This window comes from Nitrospira sp. CMX1, assembly GCF_054902215.1.
The window spans coordinates 1-23,184 of record NZ_JBUBKD010000030.1 but is presented as its reverse complement, the minus strand read 5'-3'; the positions used below and the strand labels follow the sequence as shown (position 1 = coordinate 23,184).

General features: G+C 55.2%; 24 protein-coding genes and 1 pseudogene. 12 read left to right on the top strand and 13 right to left on the bottom strand.

Translation table 11 applies throughout. From position 1 onward, the window contains the following. Positions 1 to 72: 72 nt before the first annotated feature. From rny to ACYX34_RS08280, 6 genes are all read left to right on the top strand, one after another. Complete coding sequence (gene rny, locus ACYX34_RS08305) at positions 73 to 1,644, top strand: ribonuclease Y (protein ID WP_462076161.1); 1,572 nt, start codon at positions 73 to 75, stop codon at positions 1,642 to 1,644. Beyond that, on the top strand, positions 1,641 to 2,420 hold the full coding sequence (locus ACYX34_RS08300; RefSeq protein ID WP_462076088.1) for a TIGR00282 family metallophosphoesterase: 780 nt from the start codon (positions 1,641 to 1,643) through the stop codon (positions 2,418 to 2,420). The genes rny and ACYX34_RS08300 overlap by 4 nt, the downstream gene beginning before the upstream one ends. A 139-nt stretch (positions 2,421 to 2,559) precedes the next feature. Next, positions 2,560 to 3,888: an exodeoxyribonuclease VII large subunit gene (xseA, locus tag ACYX34_RS08295; protein WP_462076087.1), complete on the top strand. Its 1,329-nt coding sequence runs from the start codon at positions 2,560 to 2,562 to the stop codon at positions 3,886 to 3,888. Between the two features lie 49 nt (positions 3,889 to 3,937). Beyond that, positions 3,938 to 4,195 carry an exodeoxyribonuclease VII small subunit gene (gene xseB / locus ACYX34_RS08290; RefSeq protein ID WP_413935619.1) on the top strand — a complete coding sequence of 86 codons (258 nt, stop codon included), beginning with the start codon at positions 3,938 to 3,940 and terminating at the stop codon, positions 4,193 to 4,195. A 258-nt stretch (positions 4,196 to 4,453) separates the two neighbouring features. Beyond that, complete coding sequence (locus ACYX34_RS08285; protein WP_462076086.1) at positions 4,454 to 5,224, top strand: TlyA family RNA methyltransferase; 771 nt, start codon at positions 4,454 to 4,456, stop codon at positions 5,222 to 5,224. Between the two features lie 39 nt (positions 5,225 to 5,263). Beyond that, positions 5,264 to 6,187, top strand: coding sequence for an SDR family oxidoreductase (locus tag ACYX34_RS08280; protein WP_462076085.1), 924 nt, complete (start codon positions 5,264 to 5,266; stop codon positions 6,185 to 6,187). Positions 6,188 to 6,288: 101 nt separating this feature from the next. Here ACYX34_RS08280 and ACYX34_RS08275 read toward each other — a convergent pair whose 3' ends face one another. The 4 genes from ACYX34_RS08275 to ACYX34_RS08260 all read right to left on the bottom strand — a co-directional run bounded on the left by ACYX34_RS08275 (position 6,289) and on the right by ACYX34_RS08260 (position 8,161). Beyond that, positions 6,289 to 6,609: a rhodanese-like domain-containing protein gene (locus ACYX34_RS08275; protein WP_462076084.1), complete on the bottom strand. Its 321-nt coding sequence runs from the start codon at positions 6,607 to 6,609 to the stop codon at positions 6,289 to 6,291. Between the two features lie 53 nt (positions 6,610 to 6,662). Beyond that, positions 6,663 to 6,860: a hypothetical protein gene (locus tag ACYX34_RS08270; protein WP_462076083.1), complete on the bottom strand. Its 198-nt coding sequence runs from the start codon at positions 6,858 to 6,860 to the stop codon at positions 6,663 to 6,665. 16 nt (positions 6,861 to 6,876) lie between these two features. Continuing rightward, on the bottom strand, positions 6,877 to 7,596 hold the full coding sequence (gene aat, locus ACYX34_RS08265; protein ID WP_462076082.1) for a leucyl/phenylalanyl-tRNA--protein transferase: 720 nt from the start codon (positions 7,594 to 7,596) through the stop codon (positions 6,877 to 6,879). A 436-nt stretch (positions 7,597 to 8,032) separates the two neighbouring features. Continuing rightward, the gene (locus ACYX34_RS08260) at positions 8,033 to 8,161 is read right to left on the bottom strand and encodes a hypothetical protein (protein ID WP_462076081.1); all 129 of its coding nucleotides are present in this window, start codon (positions 8,159 to 8,161) and stop codon (positions 8,033 to 8,035) included. Positions 8,162 to 9,581: 1,420 nt separating this feature from the next. Between ACYX34_RS08260 and ACYX34_RS08255 the strand changes: the two are divergent. Further along, positions 9,582 to 9,861: pseudogene (locus tag ACYX34_RS08255) on the top strand (antibiotic biosynthesis monooxygenase). A 126-nt stretch (positions 9,862 to 9,987) separates the two neighbouring features. On the opposite strand, the gene ACYX34_RS08250 reads toward ACYX34_RS08255, so the two are convergent. The 4 genes from ACYX34_RS08250 to ACYX34_RS08235 form a co-directional block, all read right to left on the bottom strand. Beyond that, entirely contained in the window at positions 9,988 to 11,694 is a 1,707-nt protein-coding gene (locus tag ACYX34_RS08250) for a hypothetical protein (protein ID WP_462076080.1), read from the bottom strand. A 29-nt stretch (positions 11,695 to 11,723) separates the two neighbouring features. Then, positions 11,724 to 12,029, bottom strand: a complete 306-nt coding sequence (locus ACYX34_RS08245) for an anti-sigma factor family protein (protein WP_462076079.1) — start codon at positions 12,027 to 12,029, stop codon at positions 11,724 to 11,726. Positions 12,030 to 12,051: 22 nt separating this feature from the next. Next, on the bottom strand, positions 12,052 to 12,675 hold the full coding sequence (locus tag ACYX34_RS08240; RefSeq protein ID WP_462076078.1) for an RNA polymerase sigma factor: 624 nt from the start codon (positions 12,673 to 12,675) through the stop codon (positions 12,052 to 12,054). A 75-nt stretch (positions 12,676 to 12,750) separates the two neighbouring features. Then, positions 12,751 to 13,959 carry a hypothetical protein gene (locus tag ACYX34_RS08235; RefSeq protein WP_462076077.1) on the bottom strand — a complete coding sequence of 403 codons (1,209 nt, stop codon included), beginning with the start codon at positions 13,957 to 13,959 and terminating at the stop codon, positions 12,751 to 12,753. Between the two features lie 138 nt (positions 13,960 to 14,097). Between ACYX34_RS08235 and ACYX34_RS08230 the strand changes: the two genes are divergently transcribed. Then, on the top strand, positions 14,098 to 14,256 hold the full coding sequence (locus tag ACYX34_RS08230; RefSeq protein ID WP_462076076.1) for a hypothetical protein: 159 nt from the start codon (positions 14,098 to 14,100) through the stop codon (positions 14,254 to 14,256). Positions 14,257 to 14,379: 123 nt separating this feature from the next. Continuing rightward, positions 14,380 to 15,105 (top strand): FAD-binding oxidoreductase, encoded by a 726-nt coding sequence (locus tag ACYX34_RS08225; protein WP_462076075.1) that lies wholly within the window; start codon positions 14,380 to 14,382, stop codon positions 15,103 to 15,105. Positions 15,106 to 15,218: 113 nt separating this feature from the next. On the opposite strand, the gene ACYX34_RS08220 is transcribed toward ACYX34_RS08225, so the two are convergent. The 4 genes from ACYX34_RS08220 to der all read right to left on the bottom strand — a co-directional run bounded on the left by ACYX34_RS08220 (position 15,219) and on the right by der (position 17,965). Further along, positions 15,219 to 15,827 (bottom strand): hypothetical protein, encoded by a 609-nt coding sequence (locus ACYX34_RS08220; RefSeq protein WP_462076074.1) that lies wholly within the window; start codon positions 15,825 to 15,827, stop codon positions 15,219 to 15,221. A 255-nt stretch (positions 15,828 to 16,082) separates the two neighbouring features. Then, positions 16,083 to 16,199 carry a hypothetical protein gene (locus ACYX34_RS08215; protein WP_462076073.1) on the bottom strand — a complete coding sequence of 39 codons (117 nt, stop codon included), beginning with the start codon at positions 16,197 to 16,199 and terminating at the stop codon, positions 16,083 to 16,085. After that, positions 16,186 to 16,380: a hypothetical protein gene (locus ACYX34_RS08210; RefSeq protein WP_462076072.1), complete on the bottom strand. Its 195-nt coding sequence runs from the start codon at positions 16,378 to 16,380 to the stop codon at positions 16,186 to 16,188. Before ACYX34_RS08210 ends, ACYX34_RS08215 begins: the two co-directional genes overlap by 14 nt. 202 nt (positions 16,381 to 16,582) lie before the next feature. After that, positions 16,583 to 17,965, bottom strand: a complete 1,383-nt coding sequence (der, locus tag ACYX34_RS08205; RefSeq protein ID WP_462076071.1) for a ribosome biogenesis GTPase Der — start codon at positions 17,963 to 17,965, stop codon at positions 16,583 to 16,585. Positions 17,966 to 18,247: 282 nt separating this feature from the next. Between der and ACYX34_RS08200 the strand changes: the two genes are divergently transcribed. After that, positions 18,248 to 19,600, top strand: a complete 1,353-nt coding sequence (locus ACYX34_RS08200; protein ID WP_462076070.1) for a hypothetical protein — start codon at positions 18,248 to 18,250, stop codon at positions 19,598 to 19,600. Positions 19,601 to 19,702: 102 nt separating this feature from the next. Then, entirely contained in the window at positions 19,703 to 20,401 is a 699-nt protein-coding gene (locus ACYX34_RS08195) for an HAD family hydrolase (RefSeq protein WP_462076069.1), read from the top strand. On the opposite strand, the gene ACYX34_RS08190 is transcribed toward ACYX34_RS08195, so the two are convergent. After that, positions 20,398 to 21,021: a class I SAM-dependent methyltransferase gene (locus ACYX34_RS08190; protein ID WP_462076068.1), complete on the bottom strand. Its 624-nt coding sequence runs from the start codon at positions 21,019 to 21,021 to the stop codon at positions 20,398 to 20,400. The two genes, ACYX34_RS08195 and ACYX34_RS08190, sit on opposite strands and share 4 nt — an antisense overlap. Positions 21,022 to 21,125: 104 nt before the next feature. Between ACYX34_RS08190 and leuS the strand changes: the two genes are divergently transcribed. After that, positions 21,126 to 23,184 (top strand): leucine--tRNA ligase (gene leuS, locus ACYX34_RS08185; RefSeq protein ID WP_462076067.1); only part of this gene is annotated, 2,059 nt, incomplete at its 3' end.

The following is a 23,184-nucleotide window of genomic DNA, read 5'->3' as shown; positions in this document are numbered from 1 at the left end:
GACGTGTCTTGGTGTGCCTAGCTCGGGCCAAACGGAGTTGGCCGGGCGAAATCTAAGAAGGGGGTGACTCCCATTTCTACTGCAACGATTGTGTCCATCGTACTGTCTCTGATTGTCGGTGCCGTGGTTGGAGCAGGGGTCTTTGAGCTGCTGCGGCGCCGTGTGATGGGGGCGAAACAGGCGGAGGCCGAAGAACTTGCGAAACAGGTTGTGCAGAATGCACAACGAGAAGCCGAAAACCTGATCAAGGAAGCCAGGTTTGAGGCGAAGGACCTTGCGTTTAAGGCAAAGTCTGAGTTCGAGCAGGAACAAAAGGCGAAGTTGGGTGAATTGTCAGGGGTGGAAAAACGGCTCATCCAGCGAGAAGGTGTCCTCGATGGAAAGTTGACGGCCATAGAAAAACGCGAGAATGAAGCACGGAAACGCGAGCAGGATTTCTCGAAACGGGAGGAAGGGTTGACGGTGAAAGAGGCGGCCTGCGCCAAGGCGGAGCGGGAGCACCGTGAGGCCTTAGAGCGTGTGGCGGGCATGACGGCTGAAGAAGCGAAGAAACAGTTGATCGTCGAAATGGAATCGCAGGCGAGACTGGATGCCGTTGGGATCGCCAAGCGGACCATTGAAGAGGCTCGCGAAAACGCCGAGCGGGAGGCGCGGGAAATCATTACCTCATCGATTCAACGTGTGGTTCGTGACTACGTGTCGGAGTCGACGATTTCAGTCGTCCCCATACCGAACGATGCCATGAAGGGGCGGATCATTGGTCGTGAAGGACGCAATATCCGTGCACTGGAAGCGGCGACCGGTATTGATCTCATCATCGATGAAACACCTGAGGCGGTGATTATCTCTGGGTTCGATCCCTTGCGGCGCGAGATTGCAAAAGTATCTCTGGAGCGTCTGATGCACGACGGACGCATCCATCCCACGCGTATCGAGGAGATCGTCGAAAAGGTCAAGGTCGACATCGACAAGTTGATGTACGAAGAGGCCGAGAAGATTATCTTTGAACTGGGCCTCTCAGATTTTAATCCGGAGCTGATTAAGGTCTTGGGCCGTCTGAAATATCGAACGAGTTACGGCCAGAACAATCTCTATCATGCCCGCGAAGCGTCCTACATCTGCGGCATCATGGCGTCGGAGTTGGGTCTCGATGTGAAGTTGGCTCGGCGAGGTGCCCTTCTTCATGATATCGGCAAGGCTGTCAGTCATGAAGAGGAGGGTCCGCATGCCATGCTGGGGGCTGAGATCGCCAAGAAGTATGGCGAGTCGGCAAAGATCGTCAACGCTATCGAGGCGCATCATGAGCAGGTGGAGCCGATTTGTCCGGAGAGCGTATTAGTGGCCGCGGCTGAGGCCTTATCGGCCGCACGCCCTGGAGCCAGGCGCGAAGCACTTGAGTCGTACGTGAAGCGATTGGAAAAATTGGAATCGCTCGCAACCGGGCACAAAGGGGTTCAGAAGGCATACGCCATCCAAGCGGGCCGTGAAATTCGGGTCATTGTTCGACAGGAAGACATCACGGATGCGGAATCGTTCCAGCTCTCACGCGAGCTGGCAAAAAAGATCGAACAGGAGTTGACCTATCCGGGCCAAATCAAGGTGACGGTGATTCGGGAAAGCCGGTACGTGGAATACGCCAAATGAAGGTGTTGTGTATCGGCGACGTCATGGGGGAGCCAGGCCGTCGAGCGCTTGCCCGAGCGGTACCTCGTCTGGTGGCTCAGCGCCAAGTCGATGCGGTCATCGCCAATGGAGAAAATGTGGCAGGCGGATTCGGCATCACGCCGGAGTTGGCCGAAGAACTCTTCGACACCGGCGTCTCAGTTGTCACGACGGGCAATCATGCGTGGGATAAAAAGGAAGCCGTTGACTATTTTTCGCGTGAACCGCGATTGCTGCGTCCGGCAAACTATCCTTCGGGAGTACCTGGAAGCGGGAGCGTGGTGATTGAGACCGCAGGGGGTGAGCGATTGGCCGTTCTCCAAGTGATGGGTCGCGTGTACATGCCGACGATCGATTGTCCATTCCAGACGGCCAAACGTGAGGTGTCGAGGCTGAAACGGGAAACCTCAGCCATCATCGTCGACATGCATGCGGAAGCGTCGTCTGAAAAAATGGCGATGGGGCATTTTTTAGACGGGGAGGTGACGGCCGTCGTCGGGACCCATACCCATGTGCAAACGGCCGATGAGCAGATCCTTCCGAAGGGCACCGCCTATATCACGGATATCGGCATGACGGGACCGCTCCATTCCGTCATCGGTGTGAAAAAGGAACTCGCCATCGAGAAGTTCTTGACCGGCATGCCGAGGCGATTTGAAGTTGCCTCAGGGCCGTCGGTGTTTTGTGCCGTTCTGCTCGAGCTGGATACGCGCTTGGGCAAGGCCGTGGCGTTCGAACGGATTCGCCAGTTCGATTAAGCGAAGCATCACTTATTGTCGCACGTATCCAGAGCTGTCTCAGTACGCTGCTGAGTGCCTCACGGGTTTCATGAGAAGAGGACTCACACAGACCCAGCCGCCTTCGTCTCTCTTCGCTCTCGATTCGTCTTCGAGACAGGTGCTCACTGTCTCAGCATTGACCGCCATGGTGCGGGCCTCGCTCGAGACGTCCTTTTCGGAGGTATGGCTCGAGGGAGAGATTTCGAACCTGCGCGCGCCAGGGTCCGGGCATCTGTATTGTACCCTCAAGGATCAGACGAGTCAGGTTCGTGCCGTAATCTTTCGATCAACCGCCCTTCGATTGCGATTCGGCCTAGAAGACGGTCTCCATGTCATCGTGCGGGGGCGACTCTCCGTCTATGAGCCTCGAGGGGAATATCAGCTCATCCTAGATCATGTGGAGCCCCAGGGGCTGGGCGCGCTGCAATTAGCGTTTGAGCAACTGAAGCGCCGCCTGGAAGATGAGGGACTCTTCGATGTTACACGTAAACGTTCACTTCCAGAGTTTCCACGGACCGTCGGCCTTGTGACCTCAGCGACTGGGGCAGCGGTTCGAGACATGATGGCGGTCTTGCACCGTCGATGTCCCATCGTGCGCATTATTCTTGTGCCGGTCTCAGTGCAAGGGGGTGGGGCGGCGGAGCAGATCGTGGAAGCCATTGAGACCCTGAATAAGCTGGGGTTCGTCGACGTCATGATTGTTGGACGGGGCGGTGGATCATTGGAAGATCTGTGGAGTTTCAACGAAGAAATCGTGGTCCGAGCGGTGGCCGCCTCAACGGTGCCTATCGTATCAGCCGTAGGACATGAGACGGACGTGACGCTGACCGACTTTGCCGCAGATGTCAGAGCCCCAACACCCTCTGCTGCCGCCGAACTGGTTGTTCCCGTCTTAGCGGAACTTGTTGAACGGCTGGATATGTTCGTCGCTCGTTGTCGGCAAGCGATTACCGCACAGTGCTTGGATCAGCATCAGCGACTTGATCTCGTGCTGGCCCATATGAGTCATATTCGGCTGAGAATTCTCAAAGAGGCGCAGCGGGTGGATGACGCTATGACAGGCATGCGAGAAGCGGCACAGGCCACGCTGAGGTGTGCCATCGCAGATGCGCAGGCCTGGACACAAGCGCTGATGTCGCAAAACCCGGTCTTTCACGTGCGTCGAGAGCTGGGGGTTATCCCGCAGCTGCAGTTGCGTTTGGCCGCTGCGATGGATCATACCCTGACCCATCAGATGCAACTGGCACGCAGCACCCTCAGGAGATTGAATGGGTTGAGTCCGCTTGCGGTTCTGGAGCGCGGATACGCAATTCTCGAAACGGTGCCGAGGCATCAGATCATTCGAGATGTCGGGCAAGTGGCCGTCGGAGACGAGGTCGTTGCCCGTCTTGCCAACGGCCAGGTTCGTTGTACGGTGAAGGAAGTGAAGTCGAATCTATCCGTTTAAAATCGTACTGGAGCTTCGCTATAATAATCGACTTTGAAGGGAGAAGATTGTGGCTGGGGTGAAATTTGAACAGGCGATGGCTCGCTTGGAAGTCATCGTGGGGGAGCTGGAAAAAGGGGATCTGCCCCTTGATGAGTCGTTGAAGATTTTCGAAGAGGGCATTCGACTGTCCAAGAGTTGCCTCAAAGTCTTGGAAGAGGCCGAGCGCAAAGTCGAAGTGCTCGTTCAAGATAAGAATGGGAAGAAGCAGCTGCGAGCGTTCACCTCGGATGACATTGATGTCGTCGGTTCCGCCGAAGACGCTTAGCAGGCTGTTGAGAATGGCCGCCGGCAGCGTTCTCGCGTCGCTCAGAGGCTCAACGTACGGGATAGAGTACGAGTTGCCCCTTCGCTCGCTGCGGCCTTGCTGGACGACCTTTCTGAACAGCCTGCAGGGCATCCAGATCCGGTCGGCGGCTATATGCGGCGATCATTTCTTAAGGCGGTGCTAGGTTTTTCAACACACAGCTAGTCGGTTGTTCCGCTGATCCTCGGTTCTTTTTTGTCCTCCCCTTTATTGAAGCGCATGACGACACGAGTGCGACCCGAGAAACATCGCTGTGACCAGGTGTTGACGGCTCAGGGTCTGGTTCAGAGTCGTGATGCCGCCGTACGGATGATTCTTGCTGGAAAGGTCAGGAGTGACGGGGTGCTTGTCGACAAACCGTCCAGGTTGATTCCTGCCAATGCCACGATCGAGATTGTCGGAGAGGATCAGCCGTTTGTCGGCCGAGGTGGGGAGAAACTCGACGCGGCCCTAGACGCCGGGATGATCGATCCACGGGGATGGATGTGTCTCGATGTTGGGTGTTCAACGGGCGGCTTCACTGACTGTTTGCTTCAGCGGGGAGCGATGAAGGTCTATGCCGTTGATGTGGGCTACGGGCAATTCGATTGGCGGCTTCGTCATGACCCCCGTGTCGTGCTGCTTGAGCGGACCAATATTCGCTATATGGAGCGGTCTGCCGTTCTAGACCCGATTCATCTGGTCGTGATCGATGTCTCGTTTATCTCGTTGACGAAAGTCCTTCCGGCCGTCACGCAGTTTCTCCGGCCGCAGGCGAGGGTCGTGGCATTGATCAAGCCGCAATTTGAAGTCGGTAAGGGGCAGGTTGGTCGGGGGGGAATCGTACGGGATGAGGGCCAGCGAACGGAGGTGGCTCAACGAGTGACACGATTTGCCGAGGAATTGGGGCTCCGGACGCTGAAAACCGTTCCGTCCCCCATCAAAGGGAAAAAAGGGAATCAGGAGATATTCGCAATCTTTGAGTACAACGCGCCGATTCATGGTATGTAGGAAGCATCGGAATAGTGAAGTGTTCATTCAGGAGGGCCAATGAAAGTACTCGTCACGGGTGGGGCAGGGTTTATCGGATCGCATGTAGTGGATCGACTGATTGAGGAGGGGCATCAAGTTGTCATCGTCGACAATCTGGTGACCGGGAAGCGCAAGAATGTCAATCGCGCGGCAAGCCTCTATAAAACCGACATTACCAGCTGGCGTCTCGAACGGATTTTTCGCAATGAACGTCCGAACATCGTGCTGCATCTTGCGGCACAGGTGAGCGTGCGCAATTCCGTGGCGGATCCGGTCTTTGATGCCCAGGTCAATGTGTTGGGTACCATGAACGTGTTGCAACAAGCGGTTCGGTACGGGTGCCGAAAAGTGGTGTTCTCCTCGTCCGGTGGGGCGATTTACGGGGAACAAGAGGCCTTTCCGGCTCCGGAATCGCATGTCACCAATCCCTTGTCGCCCTATGGCATCAGTAAGCTGTGCGGCGAGCACTACTTATCGTACTTCCAGCGAGTCGGCGGGATTCCCGTGGTCAGCCTCCGCTACGCCAACGTCTACGGACCGAGACAGGATCCGGAAGGCGAGGCGGGTGTGGTGGCGATCTTCATTCAAAAGATGTTGAACGGGGAGCAGCCCATCATTAATGGCAATGGCCGCCAAACCAGAGATTTTGTGTTTGTCGAAGATGTGGCGGAGGCCAACCTTGCCGCCATGGGGCAGGATGCGCATGGAGTCTATAACGTCGGAACCGGGGCGGAAACATCCGTGAACGAGCTGTTCCGCATGTTGGCGACATTAACCGGTTCAAGCGCCAAGGAAGTTCATGGCCCTGCCAAAGCCGGTGAGCAGATTCGAAGCGTGGTTGACGCGGCGAGGATCAAACAAGAGCTTGGGTGGGAGGCTAAGATGGACCTCGCAGAGGGGCTCAAGCAGACAGTGGAGTTCTTCCAAGGGAAGACTCGATAACTGTCCGTCCGCTACTCATTAAGCGTAAGCTGAACTCGGTTCAGTTGTTTGCGAGTTTGCCGAGAGCAGCAGATGCGAAAGAGCTGGCGTTCTGCGTTGGATCAATACCGGGGCACAGTCCCGTCCACTTGAACCGACCAGGCATCGATCCCGCCGATCAAATTCTTCACGTTCGAAAATCCCTGTTGAAGCAGGAATCCCGTTGCATCGCCGCTGCGCATGCCGTGGTGGCAGTACGCAATAATCTCGGTGTCTCTATCCAATTTGGACAGTGACTGAGGTAACGTACCGAGTGGAATCAGCATGGAGTTATCCAGCCTGGCCAACTGGTTTTCCCAGGGCTCACGGACGTCCAAAAGTACCAACAGATCCCCTTTATCGATCCGAGCCTTCAGCTCTTTCGGTGTAATCGTAAAACTCATGTGACCGCCTCCTTTTTATTGAAACAAATCATAAGCGAGTGAAGAAAAGGCTGTCAAATGGGGGTTCGCTGCCAGCCTGTATTATTCATGATCACTTCTGCTGCAATCGCCGATCCGCTGTTCCGACAAGCCTGCGGTCGGCGGACTCGCCCCTCGGCCCCTCGACGTACTGCACGAGTACGCCTCAGGTCCTCCCGGCTCCGTGCGCCGATCTCACAACGCGGCTGGGCGATTTCGCGATGAACTGTCATGAATAATACAGGCTAGTTAACCAGACTCCCTCGATCGTTCCGTATCCCATCCCTTATCGAACTCCCATTGACCCCGTCGATCGGGAAGCATGAGCGCCGCGATGAGCTGATGCATGAAGTCCGAGCGTGGAATTTCTTTGGCCCCGAACCGCATGACATGGGGAGAGGATTGTTGGCAATCGATGAGACGAAAGTTCAAGAGCTGGAGTTGCCGGACAAGCCTCACGAACGCAACTTTTGATGCGTCATCGACCCTGGTGAACATGGATTCGGCAAAGAAGGCGCCACCGATTGCTACACCATAGACTCCCCCGACCAACCGACCCTCTTGCCAACTCTCGACCGAGTGGGCGTAGCCGAGTTCATGCAAGCCGGTATAGGCGTCCAACATATCCCCAGTAATCCAAGTCCCACCATCCGGATATTGCGGACGCGGGCCCGCACATTGTTCCATAACCTGGCGAAAGCAGGTGTCGAGCGTGACGGTAAAGACATTCGAGCGAAGTCTTTTCTTCAGACTACGCGGAATGTGGAGCTTTGAGGGGAACAGCACGGCACGCGGGTCCGGTGACCACCAGAGAATGGGATCGCCCTCGTTGTACCAGGGGAAGATGCCGTGCCGGTACGCTTCGAGTAATCGCTCGGGACGAAGGTCCCCGCCGACAGCAAGCAGGCCTTCAGGAGTGGCCTGCTCAACGGGTGGGAAGCGAAGATCGTGAGGTCTCACGCGAAACATCACACGTACGATACGTGAAGCGGGGTCAAAAGGCCATGCTGGCCGGAGGCAACGGTTTCTCACATGCTCAAGAAAGCGCTCAGCTGCTTCAATCGTATAATTTTATATCGGAGGTCTCGCGATGGGAACGATACGCAAGGCGACCACTGTCACAGAGTAGCAGGGGCAATGGATCAAGGCTCAGATCGAACGTGGGAAATTCACGAATGGCAGTGAATATATCCACGATCAAACTCGGCGCGATCAGGACAGCGCCACATCTCAGATATTGAAGAATGCCATTCAGGAAGGGCTGGAAACCCGTGGAACTTGCTGAGTTGACAAGTACCTCCCTCGTGCCAGAGCCGTTTGAACACGGCTCCGGCCCCTTCTCCCGTTCTGGATAGTAGGCACTCGCTTCTTCGCACTCCAGTTGCGGCAATCAGCTACACACGACTCACCTCATGAAACCGCCGAAATAGAGCGCAAATCCAACGACCCCGATAAGAAGTGCGCCATACAGATATACCCATCCTGGCTCGTGTGTGAGGTCGTCCTTGACGTCTTTTAGGTGAAGATCACTCATAGAGCACCTCCTTGTTTGAAACCTCCTATGTTCCGTAGAAGAGTGTTTGGCCCATCCTCTATGCTTGATGCATGGTAATAAGCGGACCGTTCCTTCGCTATCGCTCAGAAGATTGAATTTGCGACTACACCGAATGGGTGAAGGGGATCGGTAAGCACAGGACGGATCAATGGGACTTGAGGTATGTCAGAGTAGGTTCCACGCGATCTAAACTGATCGATCATCGGCTTGAAAAGCGGTGGGCTAGGGATGTGAACCTTCTCAAAGAGGGGGCTTATGCCGATCCCCATAAGAACCTGTACTCAATGGTCGTCCAGTCGTAACTCATTGAAACGATGACAGGTATGGCATATGGTTCGTGAACGTTAGCGGCGTATCAGGTGGACAGGAACTGGCATATCTGATTTTTTGCGCGGATCCGCCTAAACATAGTTCGGTAGCCTGCTGAAGGCGCTGCCAACTTTGGTTCCGGCAGATCTCGCTGTTCCGCGAAATTCCAGGTAGTTACGAAAACGCAATGTGCGAGCCATCAGACTCTGACTCATCCTATTTATTTCTATGCAGTATCCCTGGACTTCGTGAACCAGAAAGCTCCCTACTCGCGCAAGCGAACTGTCGAATTCGTGGGGAGTCAGTAGAGTTTAACCTTGACCGCACTCCTGATGAGGCGAGTGATCACTTCCGAAACCGTGGTGCTCAATGGATTGCGCGCGAGCTTTTCCGGGTAAATGCGTTGACGGGCAGGCTTCTCAGAGCCACATCCTTACGCGCCGAACCTTCACCCGGCTCAATCGCAGTTCGGGTTATCGCGGCATGGGATCATCAAGTTCAGATGCCACCGAGACACTGCGGGTGGGAGAGCGAAGGTGTTCAGTTCAGACTCGACGCTTGGGAAATCGCACGCCATACGGAGGATGTAACTCTACGTTTCGTGATGCTCGATGCTATCTGTGAATCCGCATCCGTCAATCAAGATTGGACGGATCTCTCAAGACTGCCACCTCGATTTGCGGAAGTACGACTAATCCGTAATCTCCTTGTACACGGAAGGCCTAATCCGAAAAACCAAGTGCAGCAGTACCTCGGGCTCTTGCGTGAGCCAGTCCCCGTAAGCAGATTTGATGGCCGATCCGAACACCTCGAATTAGCGAGGTTCCGCTCGCCTCATCTTCTCTCTGCAGTCTGGAAAATCGTGATCAACGATTGCGTCGACATTGAGGTCGACTTCCAGTCCGCTGAACCAGCAAGTACTTCCGGAATCCTTCTGCTAGACCGAGGGCCATACCCGATTAGGAGTGACTAATCAGAGTTAAGACTGTGTCCCTCGCGATGAAACATCGGGACGGCCAATTGAAAGACAGTTCTGGCGTCCAACGACTTATTGCACCGCATGGCGATCCGCAGCATTATAGGCACTTGCATGCAAGATGTTCTAATCATTCATGAGGTCGATGCGTATCCGGCATGGAAGACAATTTTTGACCAAGCCGCTGGCATGAGAAAACGGGCTGGAGAAATCAGCTACCAATTGCTGCGCTATGACAACGATGCCAATAAGATCGTTCACTTCTCGGAGTGGTCCTCGCTGGACAAGGCTCGACGTTTCTTCGAGTCTCCTGAACTGGTAAATCCGAAGAAAAGCCGGTGTCAAAGCGCCCGACTTCATGTACCTGCAGGAGATAGAGCGTGGTGTGCTGTAAGTCCAGCTTATTGTTCGAAAGAAAAGCCCGCAAGAGTGCGGTGTCGTTAGGCATCAGATGCGCAGGACTAATGACGGCTTTATGATGGTTGCCTGATGAAGCAAGGCTTAGAAAAAAACGAGGCGACTATTCTTTAGGTTTTTCTGCTGAGGCTAGGATTGGCTGAAACATTGGGTCCGCATCGAGCACGGCCTTCAGCAGTGAGCTATGCAAGAAATAACGCCAGACCTCGTCGTCTTTGCCGGGGATGCCATCGAACCAGTGTTTGGCCTCGGTGAGGTGGTGTAACATCTGCCCTTTGTCTCCATAGTTGGGCATGAAGATCATGCTGTAGGCCATGGCGTATTCGGCGAGAAACTTATCGAGTGGCCGTTCCGCGAGCTCCAGCGAAGCCTTCGCGTCGTCATACGCGCGGACACTGTCCTGATCGTGCAGGATTCGATTCCACGCGACCTTGTTGATGCGAGACCAGGCCAGTTGTAACAGGGCTTCAGCCTTGAGGCTCTTTCGATCAGCGGGAATGTCGTTGACCAAGGCTTCGAACGTCTGGATCATCGGCACCTGGTCATTGTTCCATCGATAGGCCCTCCCAAGCCGGAATCGGTTCTCCAACTGCTCAGGATGGGTTCGTACGAGGGTTTGGAGTGCCGGCAAGAGTCGGTACAGTAGATCCGCAGAAGTCGGTTCTGAAAACCCACCGACTTCCATCCCCAACGACAGATCGAGGCGGTCCGACGCGGCGGCGATCGTCCAATAAAACTCGTTGACCGTCTGGGCGAGGGCAGGATCCTTGATGAGGAGCTTGTGGTTCCGGGCCGCGTCCTGCAGCAGCACGGTATAGAGATTCTTGGTTAAGACGGTGAGTGCCTCCGTCTGTTGTGGATCAATGAGGAGGATGCGATTGAGGAGTGCCACGCGATCGCGGAGCTCGGGAAATGAGGCAGCTCGAGCCGCAGCCGCTGTCAGTGTACCTGGTTGGTCGGTGGGACCCCACCAGACGATGGAGTCAGGAAGGGCGCGGCTCTTCTCGGTTGTGAACGGGATACGTTCCTGGACCATACCTGGAGCTTCAGTCTTGGTGTCCACAGGGAGATGAACGACGGCGGTGTCGCGCGGAAACCCATGGGGCCGTAGTCCGCTGAGCACGATCCATTGCGTGGTCATGGATTTGATGGCGCGGCGTTCACGTTTGATGGTGCTGGTCCAGTGAGCCGTGCCAGGCCCGTATGCGACCGGGGAGGTGAGCGGGTCATGGTAGCGAACGGTGAGGTCGACCAACGTCGCGGGCACTCCGATCACCGTCCCATTCGGTTTCAATCGGAAGGATCCGTTCGAGATGGTGCGGCTCCCGGTGACCACAAGATCAAGCCCTGTTCCCGGAGGGGAGGCCCCGAGCACATCCATTACAAAGGCCGAGGCTTGTGCACTGGCCAGCGTATCCCCATAAAATACGAGAGGGCCGGTGCTGGGCCAAAGAATATCCATCGCGACATCCGACCGATTCAGGAATGGACTATGTCCTCCCGTGAGCGCCTTCCAACACTCATCGTAGGAAGGAGCCTGTGCGGCGGAAGATGTGGCCTTATCAGAAGAAGGTGTCACTGATTTGTACTGGCATGCAAAGTCGAGTTGCCAGGTCGTGAGCTTGTCCCCGTTGGCCAGGGCCGTGGCATAGCGAAGGGCGGTATCGATGGCAGCGGGATGGGCGGCCTTATGTTCGGCTGCGGGGCGTGACGGTTTCGGCCCTGCGATCGCCACATCGGACAGGTTCATCACGCCAGCTGTCAAAAGTCCAGAGAGAAGGAGGATTCCACGAAAATGTGTCATGGTCATGATAAGAAGTTGGTCAGGCTATTGTACGGTTAGCGAGTGCGAGAGGTTTCCAAGATCTTTTTCCGCATCAACGTCCGGCTTGCGGCTGATAACGTTGGCATCGGGCTATGGCGACAGAGCGACACCGTCTGGCGCAGTGACGTCACGAAGGTTTCACAATTCGGGCAGGCGCCCAGGTGTCGACGAATTTCCTGGCAAATATCTCCAGAGAGCTCGTCGTCGATGTAGGCGGACAACTGGCGTAGGATACGCAAGCAGTGGGCTTTCCCATGCGCCTGTTTCCGCCGAGTCGATGTCGATGATCGTGGGTGTGTGGACGTGCGACGTCGTGTCATATGGAACCGTTCCTCTGTTACCTCATCCGCGGTGATTATGGCGACTGTGTGGTTCCCCGAGCCCTCGTGCACTGAGGTGACGCCGAACGAACAATCGAGCCCTGTGTAGTCGTGATTTCACGGCCCGTTCATTCAACCCCATGATGGTTCCAACCTCCTTGGCGCTCAATCCTTCCATATCGCGGAGCACCAAGACCATCTTATACTTCTTCGGCAGTTGATTGATTGCCGTGTCGAGTGCTTCCCGCAGCTGCTTATTGTGCAGTGCCGCTTCGGGGCTCAGGCCATCGACCGGAATCTGTAACCGAAATTCACCGTCGGAGGTGGGGATAAATTCCTCGAGCGATAACTCTCGCTCCGGAGCCCCTTTCCGCTTCCGTCGCATGCGGAGGCAGGCCCGCGAAGCGATCGTGTACAACCACGTCGAAATCTGGGCATCGCCACGGAATTGGTCGAGGCCTCGATAGGCATTCAAAAAAGTCTCCTGAACCAGATCTTTCGCCGCTTCCGCTTCCCCACATAAGCGGTGAGCAAAGCGATACATGAGATCGACATGGTCTCGGTACAGTGTATCAAAGTTTTTTGCCGATTGTGCCTGAGCCGAGACTTTCTCTGGCTGGCGGCCTGTCCTGGGTGATGCATTCATACGTCGCGCAGTCTACGGGGGGAGAGAAAAGAGAGTCAAGACGAAGGAGGAAGACGGAAAGTGGAAGGGCTCAACCTACTTCACGCGATGCAGCTCAATGACCTCGCTGCTCCCGTCGAGCTCTAGGGTAATGGGGGTTCCCTCTCGTGCTCCGTTCAACGCGGCTCTGCCAGCTCCGACGGAGTAGGTCTGTTCTCCCTCCGGAGTCCAGAGTCGAACCGTGGCATGATCAGGAGCGGTGAAGTCCAAGGGGCCTGTGACGAAACGGCGGATCAGAGCCGAATCGCTGGATGCCGCAAGATCTGCGACGACGGAGTCGTTATGCATGTGCAAAGTCATAGTCTGCCCGATCTTGGCATTCTTGATGCCGATCTTTGTGTTGACGTTGACGATGCCGATGGGTGTCTTGAGGAAGAGAAAATTCGACTTCATTTTGGAGATCGTGCCGGTGAGCAAGAGATGGACCTTGTTCCCTGGGGGGGCGATCTGGCCGATCTGCAGATCGAATTGGATGTCATGTACCCCGATGATGCTCCCTGTGCCATCCACTTCCACCGTCACAAACTCGCCGGTCTTGGGGGCGGTGAGTGCAGATTCATAGGTTCCCATTCGGAACCCTCTTAATCCCCCGTTTGGCGTCCACAGCAGTAGTTTTGTACTGTCTCCGGTGTCTCGCTTGAACGGTCCGGTGAGGTAGCGGTGGACGAAGGTCCCATCAGTTCGCCGCACGATGTCAATGACGATATAGTCGTCGTGGACCATGAAGGACACTTCTTGCGAGGCAGGGAGAGACTTTAGCGTGGTTTTTGAGCTGAGCGACATGAGCCCGATCGGTGTTTTGAGAAAGACGATCCCTGGCTTGGCTCGCCAGACCCGGCCCGTCAGTTCGATGGATGGGTTAACATCCAGGCGTGCAGGAGTGGGTTCCACAATTGCTGGTTGAGCAGGCGACGGGCTGTCCGCTGGCGGCTGAATAGCCGGAGTGGTGTCCGTGGCCTGAGCAGGAGGGACCTCAAGGTCTTGCGGCTGCTCGGTTGGTGGTAGCTCGGTTTGTGGTTGTGCCGGAACGACTTCCTCCGCCTCCGGTTGTTTGGGTGCAAGCTCGTCGGTTTGGGCTTGGAGAACAGTCGAAGAATCAAGCTGAACTTCCAAGGGGAGCGGGTCGGAGAGTTGCTCCTGGGGCTTGGCACTGTCTGCGAGGCTGGCCGTGGCACAGCCGGCATTGACGAATCCCATCAGAAATACGGCAAGAAGCAATTGTCGAGCCTGCCAAAATTGATCCATGGCGAACTGGCTAGGTCTGGATAGAGGTGAACGTTGACGTCTATCTAAATAGACACTCCCTCTCGCGCGAAGCGGGTACTGAGATGATCAGCGCCCTAACGACCCGGAGCCAGTCTATGCGAATAACATGAGGTCAGAATGGGAGTCAACTTGAAATCAGATTTGATCTTGGATGGAGAAAGCGAAGGGCGAATCGGCTCCAAACAAATTAAGATGCAATGGGGCGACGGCTGCGATTCGTTTGAAATCACTATCGACGGTCCACAATGGGACCCAATTCTGTGGGTCGATTCCTGAGTACTTCATGACCTTTGCGGTCTGACCGAATCTAGACACTGGTATCGATGAGACGGGGCACGCTCAGATAAGATATTAAGAGCCCGCAGCGGATTATGACCGAATGAAGAGGAGGACTCAAGGATGCAGACGAATGCCGCCGAGGTCGTCCGAGTGCATGATCTCACACACGATGTCCGTGAGCTTGACTTGCGATTGATCTCGCCTGCGACACTGGACTTCCAGCCGGGGCAATTCATTTCTTTTGAGATTCCCATCGAAGGGAGGCCGCATCCGATGACACGTGCCTATTCGATTGCCTCGCCGCCCAGTCAGCGGAGCATTCTTACATTGGTCTTCAACCGCGTGGATCACGGACCAGGGTCGACATTTCTCTTTGGTCTCAAACTCGGCGATCAGGTCCAGTTCAAAGGGCCGGCGGGAAGTTTTCGTCTGCGCGACGATGCGCCACGCAATCTGTTGTTTATCGCGACCGGCACGGGGATTGCCCCGATCCGGTCTATGCTCCATACCCTGTTACCAAAAGCCATGCCGCAGGTCGTGACCTTGCTATGGGGGCTCCGAGCCCAGCGAGATCTGTACTATCAGGAAGAGCTGCGCGAACTGGCGACCCGGCATCCCATGTTTCACAGTATCATTACATTGTCTCGTCCCGATCCGGGATGGACCGGTCCGACTGGTCGCGTGACCGCGCTGGTGCAGGAGCGTATCAAGACGGTGGACAACCTCGCCGTGTATCTCTGCGGAAACGGCGGCATGATCAAGGACGTGACCGACTTTCTCCGCTCGAAAGGCCTCTGCCCGATCTATCGTGAGAAGTGGTACGACGAAGAGAAGGAAGCGTCATGACATTTCTGTTGATGAGCTGGCCTGGATTTCGTGAACGCTGGGTTTCAAAGGAGCGAAATCTGGCCTAGGCTAGCCCCTTGAACTATAGAGAAGACGAAAGAGGTTTCAGTGTCTTAGATTTTTAGCTCATTGGCACAGTGTTCCACTCTCTCGGCAAGCTCTAAGAACCCGACAGGTTCTATACCGAGGTTAAGAAGCGACTCGAGCGTAATCGATTCTTGGCTGCGTCGATAACCATCAAGAAAATCTTTAGACACAACGAAAAATTTCCATTGGGCTAGATCCATTGGATCAAGGGTTAACTTGTCTTTGTGCGAGAGAAGGGCAAAAACCCATACTTGACCGACCCGTACTGGCGTTTCGCTCAAGCTATTGGTTGTAGAATCAAAGACCCGACGTGGCTTTATACTAAAAATAATGCGTGAAAATTCTTTCTGATACCACGCTTGAAGAAATGCTGCTGACTTTACTTGGATCGTGATTCCAGTGGGCGAAACTAGGTCCACTGGTCCCCAACTGTCGCGAATTCCATCATCTTTGATTCCGAGAGCTTTGGCCACAAGATATTCTGCAAGGACACCTCTCCACGTATTGTCTACAAGATCCGATGCTGCCCACTTCCAAAAGCTCAGAAGGTTAAAATCGAGCGGGTGGTCAGCAAGAACGAATCGTTCACATCCACTCTTGCACTCGCATTTCTTCTTGGGAAGGTCACTATTCATTGGGCGGATCGCTCATGAACACATGGAGAGTAGCTCTTCATATTCCTTCATATGTTCTTTGAGAAGAGAAGTGAATGCAGATCTTCATCACAATTACCACGATAGGGATCATTGGGCCCACCAAATACCGGGTTCCAGTAGAAATGGATCTGATGTGGACGTAAAAAAGTTCCAGATGTATTTGGAAGAATCGACGGAGCAAGCGCTGGGCGGTTTTGCCTGCTACATCATCCGAACCTTTGAAGAGGGTGGCGCTTACTTTTTCCTGACCAGCAGCCGGAGCGGTGTGCCGGTGAACTGATACGTCTCGCGAAGTTGATTCTCCAGATATTTCAGGTACGCGGAGGTGATGAGCGCTTCAAAGTCTGTCATGTGTGGTCGATCGAGACGCTCGCTTCAGCTCGGCGGCAAATTGTTGCAGTGCGTGCAGCTGCCGAAATCGTTGTTCGACGGAGAGCTTCAAGTTTTCCCGCAACAGTGTGCGATCGACATCGCGCTTATAGCGTTCGATGGCGGGATCAGGGGAGAGTGCTGCTGGTTGATTCTGCACCATGGATGCAGTCTAGCACTGCGATGTTCGTGGCGCAATGAAGGTGGGATCTGCGTACAACAGAGGTATCCTTTATCGAAGGATAGTTCGTGAATTGACCATCCCGCCTCTTAGCCGAGCACACCCTGCATGTGAGAATGTGACCGCATGCCAAGTGAACGGTGCACGCAGATGCGGTGTTGAATCTAGGTTCGCGATGGGATGTCTACTTCTTCCTGACCATGATGCGGAGCGGGGTGCCGGTGAAGAGGTAGGTCTCGCGGAGTTGGTTCTCCAGATATTTCAGGTATGCGGGGGTGATGTCTTCCGGATGGCCGACGAACAGTACAAAGACCGGTGGTTTGGTGGCCACCTGGGTGATAAAAGCAGACTTTGTGCCAGCCGTTGGCTTGTGTTTGCGAGCCGGTAAGGGATGAGTGACGAGAATCTTCTGCAACCACGTATTCAGCGCGCCGGTGGGGACCCGCTTAGTAAACATCGTGTGCACGTCGTTCAGCAACGGAAACAGGCGGCGGACCGAATCCGGCTTGAGGGCTGAACCATAGAGGACGGGCGCCCAGGCCAGAAACGGAAAGCGGCGGCGGAACTCGAGTTCGTAGGCTTGTCGCGCGCTCTGGTCTCCGGCCCGTAGATCCCACTTGTTGACCAGGAGAATACAGGCTCGCCCCTGTTTCAGAATCGCTCCTGCGATTTTGGTGTCTTGTTCTGTGACGCCTTCTTCTCCGTCCAAGAGCAGCGCGGCAATGTCGGATCGGCCGATGGCGCGGAGCGATCGGAGGACGCTGTAGCCTTCTACTCCCCGGTCAATCTTGCCCCGCCGCCTGATCCCTGCGGTGTCAGTGAAGACGTAGGATTGATCCTGGTGGGTGACCAGTGAATCGACTGGATCGCGCGTCGTTCCCGGTACATTGCTGACCACGACTCGCTCCTCTCCGAGCAGGGCGTTCACAAGCGTGGATTTGCCGACATTCGGGCGGCCCACGATCGCTACACGGGGGAGTTGTTGCAGCTCGTCCGACTCCTCGGTTGAGGGAAGCAGTGGGTAGAGGGCATCCAAGAGTTCAGCTACGCCGAGACCGTGTTCGGCGGAAATGGGATAGAGCTCGTCGGCGCCCAATTTGTAAAAGTCGGCGAGTAACGGCTCGGACTTCGGCGTGTCGATCTTATTGATCGCATAGAACAGGGGTTTCGTCACGCCGCGTAGCAGCTTCACGACTTCATGATCCGGCGGGGTCAATCCTGACCGACCGTCCAGCAGCATGATGAGGATATCTGCTTCCGCAATGGCGAGTTCCGACTGCCGTCGGATCAAGGTCAACATGCTGTCCGACGACGAGAGATCCAACCCTCCGGTGTCGACCAGCCGGAACTTTCTGGTGCGGTAGGTGGCATCGGCATAGTTCCGGTCTCGAGTGACACCAGGCACGTCATCCACAATGGCGATCTTTGCACCAAGAATCTTGTTGAACAACGTGGACTTCCCTACGTTTGGCCTGCCAATGATGGCAACGAGCGGCGGTGGACCATCTTCGGTTGGGAGGAGTGGCAGGGGTTGGTCCTGTCGGGGAGTGGATTTTGGGCGAGCCATGATGGGTTGGACCGTAGCACAGGGTTTTTCTCAAAGACAACATGAGGATGCTGCAAAACTCCTCCAGCAGTGTTCTCGCTTCGCTGAAGGTCTTAACGTACCAACCGCCTACGACTCGATCGTTCGCTGTGGTCTTGCTGGAAACAACTTGTTCGCATCCACACCAGAGTTACCTCCTCTGTATCTGGTGAGGAGCTCTTAGGTGCAATCGAGCACATTGCGACTTGCAGTCATGGCAAGGTATGGTCATGGGCGATCGGATCTGTGTCGGTTTGTTCCGCGATGGCGACGATGAATCCCAACCAAATAGGCTGCCCGTCTCCGCCGACGCGCGTCATTGCTGTCGATGTCCTGCGCGGCCTGGTGATATTCATGTTGATCCCCGATTTAAGCGGGGGGTTTTCTTTCCACAAGATGGCAGCGCTCTACCCCGACAATGCGGTATGGGGGTGGCTTGGACAACAATTTCATCACGTTCCCTGGAGTGGAGCTGTTCTCTGGGATTTTGTCATGCCTGTGTTTATCTTTTTGGTTGGTGTTGCCATTCCATATTCCTACCAAAATCGGCGTGCACATGGAGATTCGCATGGTCAGTTGCTGGTCCACGCGATTATCCGAGCGGTTGCCTTGTGTCTGCTGGGACTGCTGATCCAGTATGTTCGGTTTTCCCCACATAGCCAGATTGAAGAACTGCTGCCGTTTGTGATTCTATTTCTAGGATTGCCACTTACTGAGTGGGCTCGACGGTACTTCGGGATCGATGACGAGGCCCGGGCATATAGGTACTACAACCTTTTGTCAGTGCTCATTTTGAGTATCGTTGGTGTGTGGACATTGCGACACTGTGCGCAGTCAACGTACACCTTTAGTCTGATCCTGACGCAGATCGGACTTGCCTATCTGCCGGCTTTTCTATTGGTTCGCCAACGCCCTGTTGTGCAATTCGCAGTAGCGATGCTGAATTTGCTGGCGTACGGCGCCGCCTTCGCAGTATTTGTGCCGCCGTCGGAGCTCCATGCCACGGGGGAGGCGTTCACCGGCTATTTTTCACATTGGAACAACGGCGACAATCTAGCGGCGGCGTTCGACCTGTGGTTCCTGAACCTGTTGCCACGCGCGGAGCCGTATGTTATTGGCCCCAGGGGTGATCATACGCTCAGTATCATTCCGCTGATTTCGACCATGCTTTTTGGCGTGCTGATCGCACGTCGCATCATGTCGATGCACGACAAAAGAAAGTTGGTGTACCAGCTACTCGCAGTTGCCCTGCTGGCGATCGTGTCCGGCTGGGTGCTGTCCACTAGCATATGGCCTCTGGTCAAACCACTAAATACTCCGTCGTGGATCATCTTTAGTGCCGGTATTGCGTTGCTTACGCTGACACTGCTTTATTGGATTTGCGACGTCTCCGGTAAAACGCGCTGGGCGATGCCATTGGTTGTTCTCGGTACTAACTCGGTGCTGTTGTACTGTCTGGCGAGCATCGAACGTTGGCGTATAACGGGGCTTTTAGAAAAGCTGGCGGGGGCAGATTTTCTCGCACATGAACCGATTATTGAATCACTCTTCGTGTTGGTGACGCTCTGGTTGGTTGCGTTTGTTCTCTATCGGGTACGTGTATTTATACGTCTGTGAAGATGTAAGGGCGGCGGGATTATTTCGGTATTTGATCATTAGGAGTTGTCTCAAACACAACCAGCCTCGTCTTCTCTTCCAGCTTTTCGGTATACTGCTGCTGTGACTCAGCACTCGGCACTCAACCCTCAGCCCTTCCCGAACTGGTCCCACATCGACGATGTCCTCCTTGATATGGACGGCACGTTGCTGGATCGTCATTTCGACAACTTTTTCTTTGAGGAAGAATTGCCGCGTCGGTATGCCGTGCTGCACAGGCTCTCCTTTGAGGAGTCGCGGGATCGCCTTATGGCCATGTATCGATCAGTCGAAGGGGAGTTGGCATGGACGGACTTGAATTATTGGACCAGGCGGGTGGGGATCGATGTGGTGGCGATGCATAAGGAGCTGGATCATATGATCGGCTTTTTGCCAGGCGCGGAGGCATTCTTGCGCCATCTGCGGCAACTCGGGAAGCGGGTGACGATCGTGACGAATGCCCATTCAACGGGAGTCTCCGTCAAAGTGGCCAAGACGGGATTAGATCGCTACGTGGACCGGATTGTCGATGCGTTCGAAGTGGGCTATCTCAAGATGCGGTCGGAATATTGGCCGAACTGTCAGCGTCTGCTTGGGTTCAACCCGTCACGATCCCTGTTCATGGATGACGACGAAGGGTGCCTGATCGCCGCGAGAATCTTCGGGGTGGCGCACCTAGTGCATAGTGCTCAGTCCAGTTCGCAACTTCCACCGGCTCCGCTCCCACAATTTTTCTCGGTCACGGGGTTCGCATCGCTTCTCAACGACAGACCGACGGGTTAGCCCTGTCCGACCGCCGTACCTCGGTACATTTCGCCGCCTAATCGTGGTACGCCCTGCATGGCGAATCGATCGAGCTGAGTGATGGCCAGTCCGGCTTGGGTGATCAGGTCATCAATCCGGCGATTCAGATTGCATCCGCAGCCGATCACATTCTGAATCGGGTTCAGCCGGTCCTGCCAGGCAGCGATCTTCCGGTCATCGCTCCGGCCATGTTCCAGGAAGAGGAATATGCCTTCAGGCTTGAGGACCCGTCTCACTTCTTGTAGGGCGCGCACCGGATCGGGGATCGTACAGAGCGTCCAGGTGCTGACCACGCAGTCGAATGTCCGGTCTTCGTAGGGAAGCCGTTCCGCGCTCTGAAGTGTAATCTCAACTGGAAAGGGTACGGCTGCACGCCGTTCCGCCATCCGGGTGGGAAGCATGGGGATGGGATCGACGGCCTGCACCCGCGACACGGCGGGGCCGTAGTGAGCCAGGTTGAGCCCGGTCCCAATCCCAATTTCCAGTACCTCGCCGGCCACCGATTGGAGGATCTTCGCCCGTAGCTGCGAGAACTCTGTCCCACGCATGACGTGGTCCATCAGACGAGGGAAGATATGTTTGCAATACAGTCTCATCATGTGGCTCCCTGTAGCAAATCCTGACCTAGCAGAAATCTTGTGACCCCTGAGGGTCTATGTTAGAGTCCTTCGTCTTTTTTGACGGAGGGAGTGGGGAGCGACCAATGAGCAAAGGATACGATCATCGCGCGATCGAGGTAAAGTGGCAGCAGTATTGGGATCAGCACGGAACGTTCCGTGTGACGAACGATCTCAGTAAGCCAAAGTTCTACTGCCTCGATATGTTCCCCTATCCTTCCGGGTCCGGGCTCCATGTTGGTCACCTTGAAGGGTATACCGCCACGGACATTGTTTCTCGGTATAAACGGATGAAGGGGTTTAATGTCCTTCATCCTATGGGCTGGGACGCCTTCGGCTTGCCGGCAGAGCAGTATGCGGTGAAAACTGGCATCCATCCGGCCAAGACAACGGCGGACAACATTGCCACATTCAAACGCCAGATGAAGCGCGTGGGGCTCTCATACGACTGGGAATGTGAGTTTAGTACGACGGATCCCGAATACTATCGCTGGACACAGTGGATTTTCTTGAAGCTCTTCGAGCGGGGATTGGCCTACGTGGCGGAAGTGCCGGTGAACTGGTGTCCCCAGCTTGGAACGGTGTTGGCGAACGAAGAAATCATCGATGGTAAGAGCGAGGTTGGTGGGTTCGACGTCATTCGCAAACCGATGCGGCAATGGGTGCTGAAGATCACGGCCTACGCGGATCGGTTATTGGAGGACTTGAAGTTGGTCGACTGGCCGACCAGCACGTTGGAGATGCAAAAGAATTGGATTGGCCGCTCGATTGGTGCGGAAGTGGATTTCGCCCTTGCCGATCGGACGGGTGCAATCCGAGTATTCACGACCAGGCCGGATACGCTGTTTGGGGCGACCTATATGGTGCTTGCGCCAGAACACCCCCTCGTCGATGTCATCACGAGTGAGGCGCAAAAAGCTGCGGTTCAGGTGTATCGTGAGGCAGCGTCCAGAAAGAGTGATCTGCAACGGCAAGAGCTCGACAAGGAGAAGACCGGGGTCTTTACCGGTGGTTATGCCGTGAATCCTGTGAACCAGGAACGGTTGCCGATTTGGATTGCCGATTATGTGCTCATGAGTTATGGGACCGGCGCCATCATGGCTGTTCCGGCACACGACGAACGTGACTGGGCCTTCGCGCGTCAATACCAGCTCCCGATTCGTGAAGTGATTGCCGGCGGGAATGTGCAGGAAGCGGCCTTCACCGACACGAGCCGTGGGACAGTGGCAAATTCAGCGGTCGCCGATGGGAGTTTCTCGATCAACGGGCTCACCCCGTCTGAGGCGATCCCGAAAACGACGGACTGGCTTGCGAAGCAGGGGAAAGGAACCAAAGCGGTCAACTACAAGCTGCGGGATTGGCTCTTTGCTCGTCAGCGGTATTGGGGGGAGCCATTTCCGATTGTGTGGGTCGACGGAGAGGCCCGTGCGCTTCCCGAAGAACATCTCCCACTGATGTTACCGGAAACGAGCAACTTCAAGCCATCAGGGACCGGTGAAAGTCCGCTGGCAAACTTAGAGGCATGGTTGGTGACAACCGATTCTTCTACCGGTAAGCCGGCTCGGCGCGAAACAAATACCATGCCGCAATGGGCCGGTTCTTGCTGGTACTATCTGCGGTTCATTGATTCGAAGAATTCAACCCAGCTGGTTGACCAGGCAAAAGAACGCTATTGGATGCCGGTGGATCTGTACATCGGTGGCAGCGAGCATGCTGTGCTGCATCTCCTCTACTCGCGGTTTTGGCACAAGGTGTTGTTCGATATCGGTGTGGTGAGCACGCCTGAGCCGTTTATGAAATTGGTGCACCAGGGCATTGTGTTGGGCGAAGACAATCAGAAGATGTCCAAATCACGCGGCAACGTGGTCAATCCGGATGAGATGATCGACCAATTCGGTGCAGATGCAGTACGGCTCTATGAAATGTTCATGGGACCACTCGAAGCGATGAAGCCCTGGAGTACAAGAGGTGTCGAAGGGGTGACACGGTTCTTGGAACGAGTCTGGCGTCTTATCGTCGATGACCAGGGCCACTTATCCAGCGCTGTGGTTTCGACTGCCGCGAGCCTCGATCATCAGCGACTCCTCCATCAGACGATCAAGAAGGTGACGGAGGACATCGAAGCCCTCCGATTCAATACGGCAA